The 19,835-nt window shown below is 60.8% G+C and carries 23 protein-coding genes; 22 read left to right on the top strand and 1 reads right to left on the bottom strand.

The window, feature by feature from the left end:
- Positions 1 to 8 precede the first annotated feature (8 nt).
- From yajC to JWV26_RS04370, 4 genes are all read left to right on the top strand, one after another.
- Entirely contained in the window at positions 9 to 338 is a 330-nt protein-coding gene (gene yajC / locus JWV26_RS04385; RefSeq protein WP_017675190.1) for a preprotein translocase subunit YajC, read from the top strand.
- 67 nt (positions 339 to 405) lie between these two features.
- Positions 406 to 2,274 (top strand): protein translocase subunit SecD, encoded by a 1,869-nt coding sequence (gene secD / locus JWV26_RS04380; RefSeq protein ID WP_206418477.1) that lies wholly within the window; start codon positions 406 to 408, stop codon positions 2,272 to 2,274.
- A 9-nt stretch (positions 2,275 to 2,283) separates the two neighbouring features.
- A complete protein-coding gene (secF, locus tag JWV26_RS04375) occupies positions 2,284 to 3,201 on the top strand; it encodes a protein translocase subunit SecF (protein WP_072426071.1) in 918 nt (305 codons plus the stop codon).
- Between the two features lie 117 nt (positions 3,202 to 3,318).
- Positions 3,319 to 3,861, top strand: coding sequence for a glycine zipper 2TM domain-containing protein (locus JWV26_RS04370; RefSeq protein WP_026088404.1), 543 nt, complete (start codon positions 3,319 to 3,321; stop codon positions 3,859 to 3,861).
- 57 nt (positions 3,862 to 3,918) lie between these two features.
- Here JWV26_RS04370 and suhB read toward each other — a convergent pair whose 3' ends face one another.
- Positions 3,919 to 4,734, bottom strand: a complete 816-nt coding sequence (gene suhB, locus JWV26_RS04365) for a type III secretion system regulator SuhB (RefSeq protein ID WP_072426070.1) — start codon at positions 4,732 to 4,734, stop codon at positions 3,919 to 3,921.
- A gap of 136 nt (positions 4,735 to 4,870) precedes the next feature.
- On the opposite strand from suhB, the gene trmJ reads away from it, so the two are divergent.
- From trmJ to bamB, 18 genes are all read left to right on the top strand, one after another.
- Positions 4,871 to 5,659, top strand: coding sequence for a tRNA (cytosine(32)/uridine(32)-2'-O)-methyltransferase TrmJ (gene trmJ / locus JWV26_RS04360; protein ID WP_074917878.1), 789 nt, complete (start codon positions 4,871 to 4,873; stop codon positions 5,657 to 5,659).
- Positions 5,652 to 6,431 carry a serine O-acetyltransferase gene (gene cysE, locus JWV26_RS04355; protein WP_072426068.1) on the top strand — a complete coding sequence of 260 codons (780 nt, stop codon included), beginning with the start codon at positions 5,652 to 5,654 and terminating at the stop codon, positions 6,429 to 6,431. Before trmJ ends, cysE begins: the two co-directional genes overlap by 8 nt.
- A 136-nt stretch (positions 6,432 to 6,567) precedes the next feature.
- Entirely contained in the window at positions 6,568 to 7,059 is a 492-nt protein-coding gene (gene iscR / locus JWV26_RS04350; RefSeq protein WP_037001944.1) for a Fe-S cluster assembly transcriptional regulator IscR, read from the top strand.
- A 30-nt stretch (positions 7,060 to 7,089) separates the two neighbouring features.
- Positions 7,090 to 8,304 (top strand): IscS subfamily cysteine desulfurase, encoded by a 1,215-nt coding sequence (locus tag JWV26_RS04345; protein WP_072426067.1) that lies wholly within the window; start codon positions 7,090 to 7,092, stop codon positions 8,302 to 8,304.
- Between the two features lie 73 nt (positions 8,305 to 8,377).
- Positions 8,378 to 8,764 (top strand): Fe-S cluster assembly scaffold IscU, encoded by a 387-nt coding sequence (gene iscU / locus JWV26_RS04340; RefSeq protein WP_003246233.1) that lies wholly within the window; start codon positions 8,378 to 8,380, stop codon positions 8,762 to 8,764.
- Between the two features lie 13 nt (positions 8,765 to 8,777).
- Positions 8,778 to 9,101 carry an iron-sulfur cluster assembly protein IscA gene (iscA, locus tag JWV26_RS04335; RefSeq protein WP_017675181.1) on the top strand — a complete coding sequence of 108 codons (324 nt, stop codon included), beginning with the start codon at positions 8,778 to 8,780 and terminating at the stop codon, positions 9,099 to 9,101.
- Positions 9,102 to 9,110: 9 nt separating this feature from the next.
- The gene (gene hscB, locus JWV26_RS04330) at positions 9,111 to 9,632 is read left to right on the top strand and encodes a co-chaperone HscB (RefSeq protein WP_206418476.1); all 522 of its coding nucleotides are present in this window, start codon (positions 9,111 to 9,113) and stop codon (positions 9,630 to 9,632) included.
- Positions 9,633 to 9,677: 45 nt separating this feature from the next.
- A complete protein-coding gene (hscA, locus tag JWV26_RS04325; protein WP_206418475.1) occupies positions 9,678 to 11,543 on the top strand; it encodes a Fe-S protein assembly chaperone HscA in 1,866 nt (621 codons plus the stop codon).
- 3 nt (positions 11,544 to 11,546) lie between these two features.
- Positions 11,547 to 11,888 carry an ISC system 2Fe-2S type ferredoxin gene (fdx, locus tag JWV26_RS04320; protein WP_003459694.1) on the top strand — a complete coding sequence of 114 codons (342 nt, stop codon included), beginning with the start codon at positions 11,547 to 11,549 and terminating at the stop codon, positions 11,886 to 11,888.
- Between the two features lie 16 nt (positions 11,889 to 11,904).
- Positions 11,905 to 12,105 carry a Fe-S cluster assembly protein IscX gene (iscX, locus tag JWV26_RS04315; protein WP_017675178.1) on the top strand — a complete coding sequence of 67 codons (201 nt, stop codon included), beginning with the start codon at positions 11,905 to 11,907 and terminating at the stop codon, positions 12,103 to 12,105.
- 101 nt (positions 12,106 to 12,206) lie between these two features.
- Complete coding sequence (ndk, locus tag JWV26_RS04310) at positions 12,207 to 12,638, top strand: nucleoside-diphosphate kinase (protein WP_072426064.1); 432 nt, start codon at positions 12,207 to 12,209, stop codon at positions 12,636 to 12,638.
- 26 nt (positions 12,639 to 12,664) lie between these two features.
- The gene (gene rlmN / locus JWV26_RS04305) at positions 12,665 to 13,813 is read left to right on the top strand and encodes a dual-specificity RNA methyltransferase RlmN (RefSeq protein ID WP_072426063.1); all 1,149 of its coding nucleotides are present in this window, start codon (positions 12,665 to 12,667) and stop codon (positions 13,811 to 13,813) included.
- 13 nt (positions 13,814 to 13,826) lie between these two features.
- A complete protein-coding gene (gene pilW / locus JWV26_RS04300; RefSeq protein ID WP_206418474.1) occupies positions 13,827 to 14,588 on the top strand; it encodes a type IV pilus biogenesis/stability protein PilW in 762 nt (253 codons plus the stop codon).
- Positions 14,585 to 15,565 (top strand): RodZ domain-containing protein, encoded by a 981-nt coding sequence (locus tag JWV26_RS04295; protein ID WP_074917886.1) that lies wholly within the window; start codon positions 14,585 to 14,587, stop codon positions 15,563 to 15,565. The genes pilW and JWV26_RS04295 overlap by 4 nt, the downstream gene beginning before the upstream one ends.
- 3 nt (positions 15,566 to 15,568) lie before the next feature.
- The gene (gene ispG, locus JWV26_RS04290; RefSeq protein ID WP_074917888.1) at positions 15,569 to 16,681 is read left to right on the top strand and encodes a flavodoxin-dependent (E)-4-hydroxy-3-methylbut-2-enyl-diphosphate synthase; all 1,113 of its coding nucleotides are present in this window, start codon (positions 15,569 to 15,571) and stop codon (positions 16,679 to 16,681) included.
- 20 nt (positions 16,682 to 16,701) lie between these two features.
- Positions 16,702 to 17,988, top strand: coding sequence for a histidine--tRNA ligase (gene hisS / locus JWV26_RS04285; protein ID WP_072426060.1), 1,287 nt, complete (start codon positions 16,702 to 16,704; stop codon positions 17,986 to 17,988).
- Between the two features lie 32 nt (positions 17,989 to 18,020).
- Positions 18,021 to 18,659: a tetratricopeptide repeat protein gene (locus tag JWV26_RS04280; protein WP_079782981.1), complete on the top strand. Its 639-nt coding sequence runs from the start codon at positions 18,021 to 18,023 to the stop codon at positions 18,657 to 18,659.
- Positions 18,652 to 19,803, top strand: a complete 1,152-nt coding sequence (bamB, locus tag JWV26_RS04275) for an outer membrane protein assembly factor BamB (RefSeq protein ID WP_072426058.1) — start codon at positions 18,652 to 18,654, stop codon at positions 19,801 to 19,803. The genes JWV26_RS04280 and bamB overlap by 8 nt, the downstream gene beginning before the upstream one ends.
- Positions 19,804 to 19,835: the final 32 nt, after the last annotated feature.

Here is a 19,835-nt window from a genome sequence, read left to right as displayed (position 1 = left end):
AGTGTTACATGAGCTTTTTCATCCCTGCCGCTTACGCTGACACCGCGGCTGCTGGCCCTGCCGGCAGCGGTTTCGAGTGGGTTTTCCTGATCGGCTTTCTGGTCATCTTCTATCTGATGATCTGGCGTCCGCAGGCCAAGCGCGCCAAGGAACACAAGAATCTTCTCGGCAGCCTGCAGAAGGGTGACGAAGTGGTCACCAGCGGCGGTATCGCTGGCAAGGTGTCCAAGGTTGCCGACGATTTCGTGGTGATTGAGGTGTCTGACACTGTCGAGCTGAAATTCCAGAAGCAGGCCATCGCTGCCACCCTGCCCAAGGGCACGCTGAAAGCCATCTGATTCGGTTCTTAGTTTCCATTCGACGGGGCGCTTTTAGCGCCCCGCGTCATAAGCGGGCGGCTCGTTCATGCTCAATAAATACCCTCTGTGGAAGTACCTGCTGATTTTGTCCGTTCTGGCAATCGGCCTGGTGTACTCCATTCCCAACCTTTATCCAGACGATCCTGCCGTACAGATCAGTGGCGCCAGCTCGGCGCTGAGCATCGAGCAGACGGATGTCGACCGTGCCAGCAAGGCGCTGCAGGATGCCGGTATTGCCGTCAAGGCTGCCAGCATCGACGAGCGTGGCCGTGGCGGTCTGATTCGTCTGACCAGGCAGGATGACCAGCTGCCAGCCAAGGACATTGTCCGTCGTGCGCTGGGCGATGATTACGTCGTGGCGCTGAACTTGGCGCAAACCACCCCCGACTGGCTGCGTAGTCTGGGTGCGAGCCCGATGAAGCTTGGCCTGGACCTGTCTGGTGGTGTGCACTTCCTGCTGGAAGTCGACATGGACAAGGCGCTGGATGTGCGCCGCAAGGTCTATGAAGGTGAGATCAAAAGCCTGCTGCGCAAGGAGCGTATTCGCTACCGCAGCATGCCGGAAAGCAATGGCCGGATTCAGCTCGGCTTCGCCGACAGCGATGCGCTGGACAAGGCGCAGCGCCTGATCCGCAAGGATTACAGCGATTTCGAACTGACCACCGTCGAGCGCAGCGGCCAGCAGGTTCTGCAACTGGGCCTGACTCAGGCGAAGATCGCCGAGATTCGTGAGTACTCCATTCGCCAGAACCTCACCACTGTACGTAACCGCGTCAACGAACTGGGCGTGGCCGAGCCGCTGGTGCAGCGCCAGGGCGCCAACCGCATCGTGGTGGAGCTGCCGGGGGTGCAGGACACTGCCGAGGCCAAGCGTATTCTCGGCAAGACCGCCAACCTGGAGTTCCGTCTGCAGGCCGACCTCGATGCGCCGCGTGGCGCCACCGAGTCCTTCGGCTTCCGTGAGGAAGGTCGTCCGCCGGTACAACTGGAGCGTGAGCTGATCATCACCGGTGACCAGGTTACCGACGCTCAGGCCAGTTTCGACGAGAACGGTCGTCCGCAGGTGAACATTCGCCTCGACGGTCACGGCGGCGATCTGATGAACCGCGCCACGCGTAACAACGTCGGCCGCAGCATGGCGGTGATCTTCATCGAGCAGAAGCCGGTCACCCGCTACGTACGTCAGACTATCGATGGCGTCGAGCAGGAAGTTGCCGTTTCTTCCTTCTTGGAAGAGAAGAAGATCATCAGTCTGGCGACCATCCAGTCGGCACTGGGCAGCCAGTTCCGCATCACCGGTCTGAACGGCCAGGGCGAATCGTCCGAGCTGGCACTGCTGCTGCGCGCGGGTGGTCTGGCGGCACCGATGTACTTCGCTGAAGAGCGCACCATTGGTCCGAGCCTGGGTGCCGAGAACATTGCCAAGGGTATTGCTTCCACCGAGTGGGCGATGATCTTCGTGGCTATCTTCATCATCGCCATCTATCGCTTCTTCGGTGTGCTGGCGACCGTTGCCCTGGCGTTCAACCTGGTGCTGCTGGTCGGCCTGATGTCTGCAATTGGGGCGACCCTGACCCTGCCGGGTATCGCCGGTATCGTGTTGACCCTGGGGATGGCGGTTGACGCCAACGTACTGATTTTCTCGCGGATACGCGAGGAACTGGCCAATGGACTGCCGGTGCAGCGTGCCTTGCACGAGGGCTTCGATCGTGCCTATTCGGCGATTCTGGACAGTAACCTGACCACCTTGTTGGTCGGCGGCATCCTGTTCGCCATGGGGACCGGTCCGGTGAAGGGCTTCGCGGTAACACTGTCGCTGGGCATCATGACGTCGATGTTCACCGCCATCATGTTCACCCGTGGTCTGGTCAACCTGATCTTCGGTGGCCGTAACTTCAAGAAGCTGTGGATCTGAGGTGCAGCCATGATCAAGTCAACCATTCGTTTCATGGCGATCCGCAATATCGCCTTCTCCATTACGGTCGTGCTGACGCTGATCGGTCTCGGCGCGTTGTTCACCAAGGGGTTGAATTTCGGCCTGGATTTCACCGGTGGTACCCTGATCGAGCTGCAGTATGAGCAATCGGCCAATCTCGATCTGATCAAGACCGAGTTGGGCCAGGCAGGCTATGCCGATGCTGTGGTGCAGAGCTTTGGCGCCAGTACCGATGTGCTGGTGCGTCTGGCTGGCGATTCCCCTGATCTGGGTAATGAGGTCGCGGCTGCACTGCGCAAGGTCGACGAGGCAGCGCGCTTCGAGGTCAAGCGCGTCGAGTTCGTCGGCCCGCAGGTGGGTGAGGAACTGCGTGACCAGGGCGGTATCGCCATGCTCCTGGCGCTGGGCGGGATCATGCTCTACCTGGCTTTTCGCTTTCAGTGGAAGTTCGGTGTCGGTGCGATCGCGTCGCTGGTGCACGACGTGGTGATCACCCTGGGTGTGCTGGCGTTCTTCCAGATTCCATTCGACCTGACGGTGCTGGCGGCGGTGCTGGCGATGATCGGTTACTCGCTCAACGACACCATCATCATCTATGACCGGATTCGTGAGAACTTCCGTGTGCTGCGCAAGACCTCGCTGATCGAGAACATCGACGTTTCGATCACTCAGACCCTTCTGCGTACCATCGCTACCTCGCTGTCCACTGCGCTGGCCTTGTTGGCACTGCTGTTCTTCGGCGGTGACGTACTGGCGGCCTTCGCGCTGACCCTGTTGGTTGGTGTGGTGGTGGGGACCTACTCGTCGGTCTACATCGGCGCCACGGTGCTGGTATGGCTGAAGCTCAGCGTGGAGGACCTGATTCCTCCGGTGGCCGAGGCCGAGGCAGACGACGGTCGTCCATGATGTTGTGACGCGCTTCATGAAAGTCAGTGAAAGCCGCGGCAAGTCGAACTTGTCGCGGCTTTTTGCTGTCCTAGGCAGGGAGAAGGGCGCGAGTCGCCGAGCCTAGGAGACACAAAAATGAATAAATCAATGTTGGTAGGTGCCGTACTGGGTGCTGTGGGTGTGACCGCTGGTGGGGCCGTCGCCACCTACAGTCTGGTCGATCGTGGCCCGGACTATGCCGAGGTGCTGGCCGTAACCCCGATCAATGAAACCGTGAAAACGCCGCGGGAAGTGTGCAAGGACGTGGCTGTCACCCGTCAACGTCCTGTGCAGGACCAGCACCAGATCGCTGGCACTGCTATCGGCGCCATTGCTGGTGGTCTGCTGGGTAATCAGGTCGGCGGCGGTACTGGCAAGAAGATTGCCACGGTGGCTGGTGCGGTCGGCGGCGGTTACGCCGGCAACAAGATTCAGGAAGGTATGCAGCAGCGAGATACCTATACCACCACCGAAACCCGCTGCAATACCGTGACCGACACCAGCGAGAAGCTGGTGGGCTATGACGTGAAATATCAGCTGGGCGAGAAGGTCGGTACCGTGCGCATGGATCGTGATCCGGGCAGCCGTATTCCGGTCAACAAGCAAGGTGAGCTGGTGCTGGTGCAGCAGGCTCAGTAAGAATACAAAGCAATAAAAAACGCCCCTCGGGGCGTTTTTTTATTGCTCGATTGGAACTCAGCGCTTCATCGAGGGTGCCAGATGTGGCTGGATTGCGGTCAGCACGGCCTTGAAGCATTTGGTGTTACCGGCAACGATCTGGCCTTTCTCAAGGAATTCGTGGCCACCAGTGAAGTCGCTGACCAGGCCGCCTGCTTCCTGAATCAGCAGGGCGCCGGCTGCCATGTCCCACTCGGACAGGCCAAACTCCCAGAAGGCGTCGTAGCGGCCGGCTGCGACATAAGCCAGATCCAGGCTGGCGGCACCGGCACGGCGTACGCCGGCGGTCTGGCCGACCAGGCTGCGGAACATGCCCAGGTAGTTCTCGAGGTTGTCCAACTGCTCGTTGCGGAATGGGAAGCCGGTGCCCAGTAGTGCGCCGTCCAGGCTCTTGCGGTTGCTCACGCGCAGGCGGCGACCGTTGAGGGCGGCGCCACGGCCGCGGCTGGCGGTGAATTCTTCCTGGCGTACCGGGTCGAGAACGATAGCGTGCTCAAGGCGGCCGCGATATTTGCAGGCGATGCTGATGGCGAAGTGCGGAACACCGCGGATGAAGTTGGTGGTGCCGTCCAGCGGGTCGATGATCCACTGGTAGTCGGCGCCGTCGCCACTGCCTTCCAGCACGCCGCCTTCTTCACCCAGGAAACTGTGGGTCGGGTAGGCCTTGCGAATGGCCTGGACGATCATCAACTCGGCGGCCTTGTCGACCTCGGTGACGTAATCATTGGCATCCTTCTCGTCTACCGAGATGACATCCAGGCGCTCGATGGAGCGAAAGATCATTTCACCGGCGCTGCGAGCGGCGCGCAGGGCGATATTCAGCATGGGCTGCATGGGAGGTTCACCTGGGGCGTTAAAGAAAGCCGGCCATGTTAGCAGAAAACCGTTGCCGATGAAGCGCCGTCTGTACGCTGCATGGCATTAATCGAAGGGCTTGGGTAAGATCGTTGCCCCCTGAAGATTTCTGAGAGTGTCTGCGTTGCTGGACAATATTCGCGTGGTTTTGGTGGGCACCAGTCATCCGGGCAATATCGGCGGCGCGGCGCGGGCGATGAAAAACATGGGTCTGTCGCGTCTGGTGCTGGTCGAGCCAGAGGATTTTCCCAGTGGCGACGCTGTGGCGCGCGCATCCGGCGCGACCGATGTGCTGGATGCTGCACAGGTTGTCGGTAGTCTTGAAGAGGCGCTGGTCGGTTGCAGTCTGGTGATCGGCACCAGTGCTCGCGATCGGCGTATTCCCTGGCCGCTGCTGGATCCGCGCGAGTGCGGCGTGACCAGTTGCGAGCAGGCCGCTGCTGGCGGCGAAGTGGCGTTGGTGTTCGGGCGTGAGTACGCCGGCTTGACCAATGAGGAGCTGCAGCGATGTCAATATCACGTGCATATCCCGTCCAATCCCGAGTTCAGTTCGCTGAATCTGGCGGCGGCGGTGCAGGTGCTGGCCTATGAAGTTCGTATGGCGTGGCTCACGGCGCAGAATCTGCCGACCAAGGTAGAGAAGCTGGAGGCTACGGCCATGCTCAACTCCCAAGCGGCGACGGCGGATGAGCTGGAGTCTTTCTACGGTCATTTGCGGCGCGTGCTGGTGATGATCGGGTTTCTCGATCCGCAGAAGCCGCGGCACCTGATGACTCGCCTGCGTCGGCTTTATGGGCGCAGTGCGGTGAGCAAGTTGGAGATGAATATCCTGCGCGGCATCCTTACCGAGACAGAGAAGGCCGTGCGTGGAGAGCCTCACAAGCAGGGGAAGTCTGATGTTTGAACGCATTCGAGAAGATATCCAGGGCGTTTTTCACCGTGATCCGGCAGCGCGTAATGCCTTCGAGGTGGTGACCTGCTATCCGGGGCTGCACGCCGTGTGGTTGCATCGTGTGGCGCATGCGCTGTGGCGTTCGGGCTGGAAGTGGCTGGCGCGCGTGGTGTCCAATTTCGGGCGCTGGATGACCGGTATCGAGATTCATCCGGGGGCGAAGATCGGGCGTCGCTTCTTCATTGATCACGGCATGGGTATCGTGATTGGCGAGACCGCCGAGATCGGCAATGACGTCACGCTCTATCAAGGGGTGACGCTGGGTGGTACCAGCTGGAACAAGGGCAAGCGCCATCCCACTCTGGAGGACGGTGTGGTGGTCGGTGCCGGGGCCAAGGTGCTGGGGCCGTTCACTGTCGGTGCGGGTGCCAAGATCGGCTCCAATGCGGTGGTGACCAAGGCTGTGCCGGCGGGTGCGACTGCGGTGGGCATTCCTGGCAAGATCATCGTCAAGTCCGACGACGAGCAGGAGGCCAAGCGCCAGGCCATGGCCGAGAAGATCGGTTTCGATGCCTACGGCGTCGGTCAGGATATGCCCGACCCGGTGGCGCGTGCCATCGGCCAACTGCTCGATCATCTGCATGCTGTAGATGGTCGGCTCGAGGATGTCAGCAAGGCACTGGCCTCGATGGATTGCGGCTACCGCGCCAAGGCCCTGCCTGCATTGCGCGATGAAGACTTCGCCGAGGTGTGCAAGGGGCAGGGCGACAAGCCTGCCGCCTGATGCGCGCAGAGGCAGCATTTGCTATCATGCCGCCTCTTTTTGCGGTCAATCCTGAGTAAATCAATCGGTCTTATAGTTGACTTAAATACTCGGAAATTGCATACTTCGCCGCAATTCAGTGATTCGTGGTAGAGCCATGCGACTGACCACCAAAGGCCGTTACGCCGTTACCGCCATGCTGGATCTGGCGCTGCACGCACAGCACGGTCCCGTTTCCCTGGCCGATATATCCGAGCGGCAGGGCATCTCCCTGTCTTATCTCGAGCAACTGTTCGCCAAGCTGCGCCGTGGCAGTCTGGTTTCCAGTGTTCGCGGGCCAGGTGGCGGCTATCAGCTTTCGCGTGACATGCGCGGCATTCAGGTGGCTCAGGTGATCGATGCGGTCAACGAGTCGGTAGATGCCACGCGTTGCCAGGGGCAAGGCGATTGCCATTCTGGCGACACCTGTCTGACCCATCACCTGTGGTGCGATCTCAGTCAGCAGATTCATGAGTTCCTCAGTGGCATCAGCCTGGCCGATCTGGTCGCGCGCCGTGAGGTTCAAGAGGTCGCGTTGCGCCAGGATCAGCGCCGCTGCAATGGCAGGACGCCGCGCCTGGATAAGATTGAAGCGTCTGCCATCGAGTGAGCAGGGCGTTTGCCTGATAGGAGAAACCTAATGAAATTGCCCATTTACCTCGATTATTCTGCCACCACGCCGGTAGATCCGCGTGTTGCGCAGAAGATGAGTGAATGCCTGCTGGTCGACGGTAACTTTGGCAACCCGGCTTCGCGCTCCCACGTCTTCGGCTGGAAGGCCGAAGAAGCCGTGGAGAACTCACGTCGCCAGGTCGCCGAGCTGGTCAATGCCGACCCACGCGAGATCGTCTGGACCAGCGGTGCAACCGAGTCCAATAACCTGGCAATCAAGGGTGTTGCGCACTTCTATACCAGCAAGGGCAAGCACATCATTACCTCGAAGATCGAGCACAAGGCGGTGTTGGATACCACCCGCCAGCTTGAGCGCGAAGGCTTTGAGGTTACGTACCTGGAACCGGGTGAAGACGGCCTGATCACTCCCGCCATGATCGAGGCGGCGCTGCGTGAGGACACCGTTCTGGTGTCGGTCATGCACGTCAACAACGAAATCGGCACCATCAACGACATCGCCGCCATCGGCGAGCTGACTCGTTCGCGCGGCGTACTGCTGCATGTCGATGCGGCGCAGTCCACCGGCAAGGTGGAAATCGACCTGGAGAAGATGAAGGTCGACCTGATGTCTTTCTCCGCGCACAAGACCTATGGTCCCAAGGGCGTCGGTGCTCTTTACGTTCGCCGCAAGCCGCGCGTACGTCTGGAAGCGCAGACTCACGGTGGCGGTCACGAGCGCGGTATGCGCTCGGGTACCCTGGCCACTCACCAGTGCGTCGGCATGGGTGAAGCGTTCCGCATCGCCAAGGAAGAAATGGCTGCAGAGAATCAGCGTATCGCCGCTCTGCGTGATCGTTTCTACCGCCAGCTGGAAGATATGGAAGAGCTGTACGTGAATGGCAGTCTGACTGCTCGCGTGCCGCACAACCTCAACCTGAGTTTCAACTACGTCGAGGGTGAGTCGCTGATCATGGCGCTCAAGGATCTCGCCGTATCGTCCGGTTCGGCATGCACCTCGGCTTCCCTGGAGCCGTCCTACGTGCTGCGTGCTCTGGGCCGCAACGATGAACTGGCGCATAGCTCGATTCGCTTCACCTTCGGTCGTTTCACCACCGAAGAAGAGGTCGACTACGCCGCTGCCAAGGTCCGTGAGGCCGTGGACAAGCTGCGCGAACTGTCGCCCCTGTGGGATATGTTCAAAGAAGGTGTCGACATTTCCTCCGTGGAATGGGCAGCACACTGATAGCTGCCGAGGCGGATCGCTCGATGGGCGATCCGACCTGAAGAGCGGCACCTGATGAGAGAGGAAGTACAACATGGCTTACAGTGACAAGGTCATCGACCACTACGAAAATCCGCGTAACGTCGGCAAACTCAATGCCGAAGATCCGGATGTCGGCACCGGCATGGTCGGTGCACCGGCCTGTGGCGACGTGATGCGCCTGCAGATCAAGGTCAACGAGAGCGGCGTTATCGAAGACGCCAAGTTCAAGACCTACGGTTGCGGTTCCGCTATCGCCTCCAGCTCCCTCGCTACCGAGTGGATGAAGGGCAAGACCCTGGATGAGGCCGAAAGCATCAAGAACACCCAGCTCGCCGAAGAACTGGCGTTGCCGCCGGTTAAGATTCACTGCTCTGTGCTCGCCGAAGATGCCATCAAGGCCGCTGTGCGCGACTACAAGCAGAAGAAAGGCTTGCTCTGATACGAGGTTTGTAATGGCCATCACCATGTCTGAAGCAGCTGCCCGCCACGTGCAACGCTCTCTTGAAGGGCGCGGCAAGGGTGAGGGTATTCGCCTGGGTGTGCGCACTACCGGTTGCTCCGGCCTGGCCTACGTGCTCGAGTTCGTCGATGAGCTGGCGGCAGAGGATCAGGTATTCGAGAGCCATGGCGTCAAGGTGATCATCGATCCCAAGAGCCTGGTCTATCTCGATGGCACTGAATTGGACTTCGTCAAGGAAGGCCTCAACGAGGGCTTCAAGTTCATCAACCCCAACGTGCGCGGCGAATGCGGTTGCGGCGAAAGCTTCAACGTTTGAGGCATTCTCGTGGGTAATCCGTGTCACTTCGCCCTGTTCGACCTGCAGCCGGGCTTTCGCCTCGATCTGGAGCAGCTGGCTGTCCGCTACCGTGAGCTGGCGCGTCAGGTTCATCCGGATCGTTTCGCCGATGCCGGTGAGAGTGAGCAGCGCATAGCGCTTGAGCGCTCGGCCTGCCTCAACGAGGCGTATCAGGTTCTGAAAACGCCGTCTCAGCGTGCGCGCTACCTGCTTGCGATGCGTGGCCCCGAGCTGCCCTTGGAAGTGACGGTGCAGGATCCGGATTTCCTTCTGCAGCAGATGCAGCTGCGAGAAGAGCTGGAAGAACTGCAGGACGATGCCGATCTGGCCGGTGTCGCCGCTTTCAAGCGTCGTCTGAAAACAGCGCAGGAGCAGCTCAACGACCGCTTCGCTGCTTGCTGGGATGACGAAGCTCGCCGTGAAGAGGCCGAGCGCCTGATGCGCCGCATGCAGTTCCTCGACAAGCTCTCCCATGAAGTGCGCCAGTTAGAAGAGCGCCTCGACGATTAACCTGTAGGTTGCCACGGCAGCCTGCCTGATGACTTCAAGAAGACCATGGCCTTATTGCAGATCGCCGAGCCCGGGCAGAGCCCGCAACCGCACCAGCGTCGTCTGGCAGTGGGTATTGACCTGGGTACCACCAACTCGCTGGTTGCCGCTGTGCGCAGCGGCCTGGCTGAGCCCTTGGCTGACGATGATGGCAAGGTCATCCTGCCGTCTGCCGTGCGCTACCACGCAGCAAGCATCGAGGTCGGCGAGTCGGCCAAGCTGGCGGCCGCCAGCGATCCGCTCAATACCGTGCTGTCGGTCAAGCGCCTGATGGGGCGCGGTATCGCCGACGTACATCAGCTCGGCGAGCAGATGCCTTACCGCTTCGCGGCGGGCGAGTCGCACATGCCCTTCATCGAGACCGTGCAGGGGGCGAAGAGCCCGGTCGAAGTCTCGGCGGAAATTCTCAAGACCCTGCGCTTGCGTGCTGAACAGACCTTGGGCGGTGAGTTGGTCGGTGCGGTGATTACCGTTCCAGCTTATTTCGATGACGCTCAGCGTCAGGCCACCAAGGATGCTGCGCGCCTGGCCGGTCTTACGGTTCTGCGTCTGCTCAACGAGCCCACTGCTGCTGCAGTCGCCTATGGCCTGGATCAGAAAGCAGAGGGCGTAGTCGCCATTTATGACCTGGGTGGCGGCACTTTCGACATTTCCATCCTGCGCCTGACCGGTGGTGTGTTCGAGGTACTGGCTACCGGTGGCGACAGCGCGTTGGGTGGTGACGACTTCGATCATGCTGTGGCCGACTGGATCATCCAGCAAGCCGGTATTTCCAGTGATCTCGACCCGGCGACCCAGCGCAGCCTGCTGCAGACTGCCTGTGTGGCCAAAGAAGGGCTGACGGATGCCGATAGTGTCGAGCTGAGCCATGGTGAGTGGCGTGGTTCGTTGTCGCGCGCGCAGTTCGAGGCGCTGATCGAACCGATGGTGGCGCGCAGTCTCAAGGCCTGTCGTCGCGCCGTGCGTGATTCCGGTGTCGAGCTGGAAGAGGTTGGTGCGGTAGTCATGGTCGGTGGCTCCACCCGCGTGCCGTGTGTGCGTGAGGCCGTCGGCGAGCTGTTCGGTCGTGCGCCGCTGACCAATATCGATCCGGATCAGGTGGTGGCCATTGGTGCTGCGATCCAGGCCGATGCCCTGGCCGGCAATCAGCGTGACGATGGTGAGGAGTTGCTCCTGCTGGACGTGATACCCCTGTCGCTCGGCCTGGAAACCATGGGCGGGCTGATGGAGAAGGTGATTCCGCGTAATACCACCATCCCTGTGGCGCGTGCGCAGGAGTTCACCACTTACAAGGATGGCCAGACGGCCATGATGATTCACGTGCTGCAGGGCGAGCGTGAGCTGATCGCCGATTGCCGCTCCCTGGCGCGTTTCGAGTTGCGCGGCATTCCACCGATGGTGGCGGGGGCTGCGAAGATCCGCGTGACCTTCCAGGTCGATGCGGACGGTCTGCTCAGTGTCGCGGCGCGTGAGCTGAGCTCCGGCATCGAGTCGAGCATTCAGGTCAAGCCATCTTACGGTCTGACCGATGGCGAGATTGCACGCATGCTGCAGGACTCCTTCCAGAACGCTGGAGGTGACAAGGCTGCGCGCGCGCTGCGTGAGCAGCAGGTCGATGGTCAGCGTCTGATCGAGGCGGTCGAAGCAGCGCTGCAGGCCGATGGCGAGCGCTTGCTGGATGCCGAGGAGCGCCAGGTCATCGAGCTGGAGGTGCAGGCGTTGCGCGACCTGCTTGCGAGCAATGATGGTCTGGCCATCGAGCGGCAGACCAAGCGTCTGTCCCAGGTAACCGATGCGTTCGCGGCCCGCCGCCTGGATTCGACGGTAAAAGCTGCGCTGGCCGGGCGTAATCTGAATGAGATCGAGGAATAATTGATGCCGCAGGTAATTTTTCTGCCTCACGAGCGATTCTGCCCGGATGGCCTGGTGGTCGAGGCCGAGCCTGGCATTTCCATTCTTGAGTTGGCGCACGAGCACCATATCGAGATGGAAAGCGCCTGCGGCGGTGTCTGTGCCTGCACCACTTGTCACTGCATCGTACGTGAAGGTTTCGACTCGCTGAACGAGGCCGACGAGCTGGAAGAGGACTATCTGGACAAGGCCTGGGGGCTTGAGGCTCAGTCGCGCCTGGCCTGTCAGGCCATCGTCGGCGAGGAAGATCTCACCGTCGAGATTCCCAAGTATTCGCTGAATCACGCGGCTGAAGCGCCGCATTAATCCAGGAAGCATCATCATGAGTCTGAAATGGGTCGATGTACTGGACATCGCCATCGAGTTGAGCGAGCAGAAGCCGGATGTCGATCCGCGCTACGTCAACTTTGTCGATCTGCATCGCTGGGTCGTGGAGTTGCCGGAGTTCTCCGATGACCCGCAGCGTGGGGGAGAGAAGGTACTGGAGGCGATACAGGCCGCCTGGATCGAAGAACTCGATTGAAACAGGCGCTTACGGCGCTCGCCCTACGCTTTTAACCGGAACCCGCGTATAATTCGCGGGTTTAATTTTTCGCTTTAACCCTAAAGTTTCTGGAGCTTCACATGGCTGTTCAACGTACTTTCTCCATCATCAAGCCTGACGCCGTTGCCAAGAACGTCATCGGTGAGATCACCACCCGTTTCGAAAAAGCCGGCCTGCGCGTTGTTGCTTCGAAGATGGTGCAACTGTCCGAGCGCGAAGCCGCTGGTTTCTACGCTGAGCACAGCGAGCGTGGCTTCTTCAAGGATCTGGTTGCCTTCATGACCTCCGGTCCGGTCATCGTTCAGGTTCTGGAAGGTGAAGACGCCGTTCTGAAAAACCGCGAGCTGATGGGTGCCACCAACCCGAAAGAAGCGGCTGCCGGCACCATCCGTGCTGACTTCGCCGTTTCCATCGACGAAAATGCTGTTCACGGTTCGGATTCCGAAGCCTCTGCTGCTCGCGAGATCGCTTACTTCTTCTCCGCTACCGAGCTGTGCGCGCGCATTCGCTGATTGGCGAATGATGCGAGGGTGAAGCCATGACCAATACCACCGGCAAGATCAACCTGCTGGGCCTGACCCAGCCGGAAATGGAACAGTTCTTCGAGTCCATCGGCGAGAAGCGCTTCCGTGCCGGCCAGGTAATGAAGTGGATTCATCACTTTGGCGTCGATGATTTCGCCGCCATGACCAATGTCGGCAAGGCCTTGCGCGAGAAGCTCGAGGCCTCTGCCGAGATTCGCGGCCCGGAAGTGGTCAGCGAAAACATTTCTGCCGATGGCACGCGCAAGTGGGTGGTGCGCGTGGCGTCGGGTAGCTGCGTGGAAACCGTGTACATCCCGCAGAACGGCCGTGGCACGCTGTGTGTGTCGTCGCAGGCTGGTTGCGCCCTGGATTGCAGCTTCTGCTCCACCGGCAAGCAAGGCTTCAACAGCGACCTGACCAGCGCCGAGATCATCGGCCAGGTGTGGATCGCCAACAAGTCCTTTGGCACCGTTCCCGCGAAGGTCGATCGCGCCATTACCAACGTGGTGATGATGGGCATGGGCGAGCCGCTGCTGAACTTCGATAACGTCGTCTCTGCCATGCAGATCATGATGGACGACCTTGGCTACGGCATTTCCAAGCGCAAGGTAACCCTGTCCACCTCCGGCGTGGTGCCGATGATCGACAAGCTGGCCGAGGTCATCGACGTGTCCCTGGCCCTGTCGTTGCACGCACCCAACGACGAGCTGCGCAATCAGCTGGTGCCTATCAACAAGAAGTACCCGCTGGAAATGCTTCTGGCCGCCTGTAAGCGCTATATCTCCAAACTTGGCGAGAAACGTGTGCTGACCATCGAGTACACCCTGCTCAAAGGTGTCAACGATCAGCCCGCGCACGCTGAGCAGATGGTCGCACTTCTGGCCGATGTACCTTGCAAGATCAACCTGATTCCGTTTAATCCCTTCCCCTTCTCGGGGTACGAGCGGCCGAGCAATAACGCCATTCGCCGCTTCCAGGACCTGTTGCACAAGGCCGGCCATAACGTCACGGTACGTACTACCCGCGGTGACGATATCGATGCGGCTTGCGGCCAGTTGGTTGGCCAGGTCATGGACCGTACTCGGCGCAGCGAGCGTTACATCGCCGTGCGCCAGCTGGGCAACGAGGCGCAAGAGCCTCATGCTGCCGCCAATCGAAATTGAAGAGAGGATGCCTATGACCCTGCGCCCAGCGCTGTTGTTGCTCGTTGTCAGTCTGCTCGCTGGTTGCGTCACCACGGGCAATATTGACCCCATGCGTACGGCCAAGGGGCGTGACGAAGCACGCGATGCCTATGTTCAGTTGGGTCTTGCCTATATCCAGCAGGGCGACACGCAGCGCGCCAAGGTGCCGCTGAAGAATGCACTTGATCTCGATTCGTCGAATGCAGACGCGCATGCCGCGCTAGCTATGGCCTTCCAGCTGGAAATGGAGCCAAAGCTGGCCGATGAGCATTTTCGCAAAGCGCTGTCCCAGCGCCCGAAGGACGCCCGTCTGCTAAACAACTATGGTGGTTTCCTGTTTGAGCAGAAGCGTTATCAGGAGGCCATGAGCACCTATCTCAAAGCTGCAGAGGACAACCTCTATCCAGAGCGTTCCCGGGTTTTCGAGAATCTGGGCATGACCGCTCTGCAGCTCGGTCAGCGTGAGCAGGCCAAAGAGTACTTCCAGCGCGCCTTGCGCCTGAGTAGTCGTCAGCCACGCGCATTGCTGGAAATGGCCGTGCTGTCCTATGAGGACAAGGAGTACGTGCCAGCGCGTCGTTACTACGACAGCTACAGCGAAATGGCACCACAGAATGCGCGCAGCCTGCTGCTCGGCGCACGTTTGGCCGACGTATTCGAGGATCGTGACAAGGCCGCCAGTCTGGGCCTGCAGTTGCGTCGCCTGTATCCGGCCTCTCAGGAATATCAGCAATTTGTTTCGGGGCAACAATGAACGCGGCACATAGCGAAGTGACTCAGCCGATGCCGACCAATCCGGGTGAAAGTCTGCGTCAGGCCCGGGAGATCAAAGGGTGGAGCGTCGCCGAGGTGGCGACTCAGCTCAACCTGACTCCTCAACGTCTTGCCCAGATCGAGGCCGGTGCTTTCGACAAGCTGCCGGGTACCACCTTCGCCCGTGGTTACATTCGCGCCTATGCCAAGCTTCTCGAAATGGACCAGAACCGACTGGTGATGGAGTTCGATCAGTTCACCGGGACAGATGCCTCTGGTAGCAGTGTGCATGCCTTGGGACGTATCGAAGAGCCCGTGCGCTATTCGCAGAGCATCCTGCGTCTGGTCAGCTTCCTGTTGTTGCTGGCGTTGATCGGTGCAGGTTTTCTCTGGTGGCAGGATCAGGGCCGCCCGGTGGCCAGCTTGGCTGATCTGGGGCTCGAGCATGTGGAGGTGGAAGGCGCCGACGGTACCACTCAGGTGCACTCGCTTGCCGAGCCGGAAGACCAGGCGGTGATCGCCGCTCAGGGCAACGAGCAGAGCAGCCCGCTGCTGCTGCCGGTCGAGCCAGGTGAAGCACCAGAAGCTGTCAGCACCGCAGAACAGCCTGCTGCCGAAACCGGCACCGCTGAAAGCGTGCAAGAGGCTCCTGCTGCGCCTGTATCGAATACACCGGCTGCTCCTGCTCCGGCTGCACCTGCAGCCGAACCTGCAACGCCTGTAGCCGCCTCTGCTGGGCAGGGTGTGCTCAACGTGCAGTTCACCGCCGATTGCTGGACTCAGGTTACCGATGCTGATGGCAAGGTCCTGCTAAGCGCACTCAAACGCAGCGGTGAACGTATCGAACTTGCTGGCAAGGCACCGCTGGAACTGCGTCTGGGTTTTGCCCGTGGTGCCCAGGTGGCCTACAACGGCGAAAGCGTTGACGTTGCGCCGCACATGACTGGCGAAACCGCGCGCCTGAAACTGGGGTTGTAAAGCATGCATTGCGAATCGCCGATCAAGCGCCGACTGTCGCGCAAGATCTGGGTTGGCTCGGTACCGGTGGGCGGCGATGCGCCGATCGCGGTGCAGAGCATGACCAACACCGACACCAACGATGTGGCTGCTACCGTGGCGCAGATCCAGCGCCTGGAAAATGCCGGCGCCGATATCGTGCGTGTTTCCGTGCCGGATATGGAAGCCGCCGAGGCCTTTGGCCGCATCAAACAGCAGGTGCGCGTACCACTGGTGGCTGACATCCATTTCGACTACCAGATCGCTCTGCGTGTGGCAGAGCTGGGTGTCGACTGCCTGCGCATCAACCCCGGCAATATCGGCCGCGAGGATCGCGTCAAGGCGGTGGTCGAGGCTGCTCGTGACAAGGGCATTCCGATCCGCATCGGCGTCAACGCCGGTTCCCTGGAGAAGGATCTGCAGAAGAAGTACGGCGAGCCGACTCCCGCGGCGCTGGTGGAATCCGCGCTGCGCCATGTCGAGCACCTGGATCGCCTTAACTTCCCCGATTTCAAGGTCAGCGTGAAGGCCTCCGACGTGTTCATGGCCGTCGAGGCCTATCGCCTGCTGGCCAAGCAGATCGAGCAACCGCTGCACCTGGGCATTACTGAAGCCGGCGGCCTGCGCTCCGGTACCGTGAAGTCCGCAGTCGGCCTGGGCATGCTGCTGGCCGAGGGGATTGGCGATACCATCCGCATCTCGCTGGCCGCCGACCCGGTGGAAGAGATCAAGGTTGGCTTCGACATTCTCAAGTCTTTGCGTCTGCGTTCGCGTGGCATCAACTTCATCGCCTGCCCGAGCTGCTCGCGGCAGAACTTCGATGTGGTCAAGACCATGAACGAGCTGGAAGCCCGCGTCGAGGACCTGCTGGTGCCGCTGGACGTGGCCGTGATCGGCTGCGTGGTCAATGGCCCTGGCGAAGCCAAGGAGGCGCATATCGGTCTCACTGGCGGCAGCCCGAACAATCTGGTCTATATCGATGGCAAACCGGCCTCGAAGCTGACCAACGAAAACCTGGTGGACGAGCTGGAAAAGCTCATTCGCGACAAGGCAGCCGAAAAGGTCGCCGCTGATGCCGCCGTGATCGTGCGCGGCTGATCCGTGCGTAAGGAATACAATTGAGCAAGTCCCTGCAAGCCATCCGTGGCATGAACGATATTCTGCCGGAGCAGACGCCTGCCTGGCGTTACCTGGAAAGCACCTTGGTCAGCCTGCTCGACGGCTACGGCTACAAGGAAATCCGCTTGCCCATCGTCGAGTACACCGAGCTGTTCGCCCGGGGCATCGGCGAGGGCACCGACGTGGTCGACAAGGAGATGTACACCTTCCTCGACCGCAACGAAGAATCCCTGACCCTGCGCCCCGAAGGCACCGCCGGTTGCGTGCGTGCCGTGCTCGAGCATGGTTTGTCCGGTGGCGGCCAGGTGCAGAAGTTGTGGTACGCCGGCCCCATGTTCCGCTACGAGAAGCCGCAGAAAGGCCGTTATCGCCAGTTCCATCAGGTGGGTGTGGAAGCCTTCAACCTGCCGGGGCCTGACGTCGATGCCGAGCTGATCGTGCTTACCTGGCGTCTGTGGAAGAAACTCGGCCTGGCCGATGCCGTGACCCTGCAGCTCAACAGCCTGGGTTCCAGCGAGGCGCGCGCTGCGTATCGCGACGCCCTGGTGGCCTACCTGCAGGAGCGCTTCGACCAGCTCGACGAGGACAGCCAGCGTCGTCTGACCACCAATCCGCTGCGCATTCTCGATAGCAAGAACGAGGCGACCCAGGCCGTGCTGGTCGGTGCGCCGACCTTGGGCGACTACCTCGACGAGGAGTCGCGTCTGCATTTCGAGGGCGTCAAGGCGCGTCTGGATGCAGCTGGCATTCGCTATCAGATCAACCACAAACTGGTGCGCGGTCTGGATTACTACAACCGCACCGTGTTCGAGTGGGTCACCGACAAGCTTGGTGCTCAAGGCACGGTATGCGCCGGTGGTCGCTACGACGGCCTGGTGGCACAACTGGGTGGCAAAGCCACGCCGGGTGTCGGCTTCGCCATGGGGGTCGAGCGCCTGGTGCTGCTGCTGGAAACCCTGGACCTGTTGCCGGCCGAGCTCAATCGCGCTGCCGATGTCTACGTCTGCGCCTTTGGCGAGGCGGCGGAGCTGGCGGCGCTGACGCTGACCGAGCGTCTGCGCGACGAGTTGCCGGGTCTGCGTCTGCTGCTCAATAGCGGTGGCGGCAGCTTCAAGAGCCAGTTCAAGAAAGCCGACAAGAGCGGTGCACGCTATGCGCTGATTCTGGGGGACGACGAATTGGCAGGGCGCGTGGTAGGTTGCAAGCCGCTGCGCGACGACAGTGAACAACAAAGCGTTGCCTGGGATGCTCTGGCTGAGCATCTGGCTGCCTGCCAGCAGGCCTGAGCAGGCTCTCGATTAGGAGTACGGGGTTAGACATGCAGACCGAAGACGAACAGATCGCGCAACTCAAGGATTGGTGGGATCGCAACGGCAAGCCTTTGTTGGCCGGCGGCGTACTGGCGCTGGTAGCCGTATTCGGCTGGCAGGGCTGGCAGAAGTATCAGGTCAATCAGGCGCAGAGCGCCTCGGTGATCTACCAGCAACTGCTGGAAACCGCACTGGACCCGGCCGGCAAGCCAGACGCCGCGAAGGTTGCCGAACTGGCCGGCAAGCTCGACAGCGAGTTTGGCGGTAGCCACTACGCCCAGTACGGCAGCCTTTTCGTCGCCAAGGTCGCCGTCGAGGCGGACCGCCTCGACGATGCCGCTGCAGCGCTACAGCGCGTGCTCGACAAGCCTGCCGACGCCACGCTCAGTGAGCTGGCACGTCAGCGCCTGGCCCGTGTGCTGGCCGCGCAGAACAAGGCTGATGATGCGTTGAAACTGCTCGATGCCAAGGTCGAGGAAGCTTTCCTCGCCAGCCGTGAAGAACTCAAGGGCGACCTGCTGGTACAGCTGGGTCGCAGCGATGACGCGCACGCCGCCTATCAGAAGGCCAAGGATGCGCTGGCCGAAGACGCCGCTGTTGGCGGTCTGCAGATGAAGCTGGACGACCTGGCAAAAGGGGATGCGTGACGTGATGCGTTGGAAGAATGCCGCACTGCTGGCTCTGGCCGTTCTGGCCGTGGGTTGCAGCAGCAATAGCAAGAAGGAACTGCCGCCCGCCGAACTGACCAAATTCGACGAAGAAGTCGAGTTGCGTACCGAATGGAGCCGTTCTGTCGGTGATGGTCAGGGTGAAACCTTCAACATGCTGGTACCGGCCATCGATGGCGAGGTGATCTACGCCGCCGACGTCGAAGGCCTGGTGATGGCCATGGACCGCACCAGCGGTAAGGTCATCTGGCGCAAGAAGCTCGACATCCCGGTTTCCGGCGCCATTGGCGTGGGCTACGGCCAGGTACTGGTAGGTACGCTCAAGGGCGAAGTGATCGCGCTCGACTCCAGCGACGGTGAAGAACAGTGGCGCTCGCGCGTGACCAGCGAAGTGCTGGCTGCACCAGCGACCAATGGCGATATCGTCGTGGTGCAGACCCAGGACGATCGCCTGATCGCCTTCGATGCCAGCACCGGTAGCCAGCGCTGGATCGTCGAGAACACCCCGGCCGTACTGACCCTGCGCGGCACTGGCGCTCCGCTGGTGACCAACCGTCTGGTGGTCGCTGGCCTGTCCAGCGGCAAGGTGGTCGCGGTCGACGCCCAGCGCGGCCTGCCGGTTTGGGAGCAGCGCGTTGCCGTACCACAAGGTCGTTCCGAACTGGAGCGCGTGGTGGATATCGATGGCGGCTTGCTGTTGTCCGGTGGCACCGTCTACGCAGTGAGCTATCAGGGCCGTGTCGCTGCCATGGATCTGGAGTCTGGTCGTGTGCTGTGGCAACGCGAGGCATCCAGTTCGGTAGGCGTCGCTCAGGGTTTCGGTAACGTATACGTCAGCCATGCCAGTGGCACCGTCGAAGGTATCGACGAGCGTAGCGCTTCGGCTCTGTGGAGCAACGACTCCCTGGCGCGTCGTCAGCTGTCGGCACCGCAGGTGTTCTCCAGTTACGTGGCCGTGGGCGATGTGGAAGGCTATCTGCATCTGCTGAGCCAGGTCGATGGTCGTTTCGTCGGTCGTACCCGCATCGACAGCGATGGCCTGCGTGCCCAGCCGTTGGTGGTCGGGGATTGGCTGTACGTCTACGGCAACAGCGGCAAGTTGGTGGCACTGACCATCAAATGAACCGACTATGCTGCATCCAGACCTGAGTCTTG

Source organism: Ectopseudomonas toyotomiensis (genome assembly GCF_017167985.1).
GTDB classification, from domain to species: domain Bacteria; phylum Pseudomonadota; class Gammaproteobacteria; order Pseudomonadales; family Pseudomonadaceae; genus Aquipseudomonas; species Aquipseudomonas toyotomiensis.
This window is presented reverse-complemented; position numbering and strand designations above follow the sequence as displayed.

Excerpts from the sequence above, each read along its gene's own strand:
- fdx (WP_003459694.1), top strand. The coding sequence starts at position 11,547 with ATGCCGCAGGTAATTTTTCTGCCTCACGAGCGATTCTGCCCGGATGGC.
- iscR (WP_037001944.1), top strand. The coding sequence starts at position 6,568 with ATGCGACTGACCACCAAAGGCCGTTACGCCGTTACCGCCATGCTGGAT.
- iscX (WP_017675178.1), top strand. The coding sequence starts at position 11,905 with ATGAGTCTGAAATGGGTCGATGTACTGGACATCGCCATCGAGTTGAGC.
- JWV26_RS04295 (WP_074917886.1), top strand. The coding sequence starts at position 14,585 with ATGAACGCGGCACATAGCGAAGTGACTCAGCCGATGCCGACCAATCCG.
- pilW (WP_206418474.1), top strand. The coding sequence starts at position 13,827 with ATGACCCTGCGCCCAGCGCTGTTGTTGCTCGTTGTCAGTCTGCTCGCT.
- iscU (WP_003246233.1), top strand. The coding sequence starts at position 8,378 with ATGGCTTACAGTGACAAGGTCATCGACCACTACGAAAATCCGCGTAAC.
- JWV26_RS04370 (WP_026088404.1), top strand. The coding sequence starts at position 3,319 with ATGAATAAATCAATGTTGGTAGGTGCCGTACTGGGTGCTGTGGGTGTG.
- cysE (WP_072426068.1), top strand. The coding sequence starts at position 5,652 with ATGTTTGAACGCATTCGAGAAGATATCCAGGGCGTTTTTCACCGTGAT.
- JWV26_RS04280 (WP_079782981.1), top strand. The coding sequence starts at position 18,021 with ATGCAGACCGAAGACGAACAGATCGCGCAACTCAAGGATTGGTGGGAT.
- yajC (WP_017675190.1), top strand. The coding sequence starts at position 9 with ATGAGCTTTTTCATCCCTGCCGCTTACGCTGACACCGCGGCTGCTGGC.
- ispG (WP_074917888.1), top strand. The coding sequence starts at position 15,569 with ATGCATTGCGAATCGCCGATCAAGCGCCGACTGTCGCGCAAGATCTGG.
- rlmN (WP_072426063.1), top strand. The coding sequence starts at position 12,665 with ATGACCAATACCACCGGCAAGATCAACCTGCTGGGCCTGACCCAGCCG.
- ndk (WP_072426064.1), top strand. The coding sequence starts at position 12,207 with ATGGCTGTTCAACGTACTTTCTCCATCATCAAGCCTGACGCCGTTGCC.
- secD (WP_206418477.1), top strand. The coding sequence starts at position 406 with ATGCTCAATAAATACCCTCTGTGGAAGTACCTGCTGATTTTGTCCGTT.
- bamB (WP_072426058.1), top strand. The coding sequence starts at position 18,652 with ATGCGTGACGTGATGCGTTGGAAGAATGCCGCACTGCTGGCTCTGGCC.
- suhB (WP_072426070.1), bottom strand. The coding sequence starts at position 4,734 with ATGCAGCCCATGCTGAATATCGCCCTGCGCGCCGCTCGCAGCGCCGGT.
- secF (WP_072426071.1), top strand. The coding sequence starts at position 2,284 with ATGATCAAGTCAACCATTCGTTTCATGGCGATCCGCAATATCGCCTTC.
- JWV26_RS04345 (WP_072426067.1), top strand. The coding sequence starts at position 7,090 with ATGAAATTGCCCATTTACCTCGATTATTCTGCCACCACGCCGGTAGAT.
- hscA (WP_206418475.1), top strand. The coding sequence starts at position 9,678 with ATGGCCTTATTGCAGATCGCCGAGCCCGGGCAGAGCCCGCAACCGCAC.
- iscA (WP_017675181.1), top strand. The coding sequence starts at position 8,778 with ATGGCCATCACCATGTCTGAAGCAGCTGCCCGCCACGTGCAACGCTCT.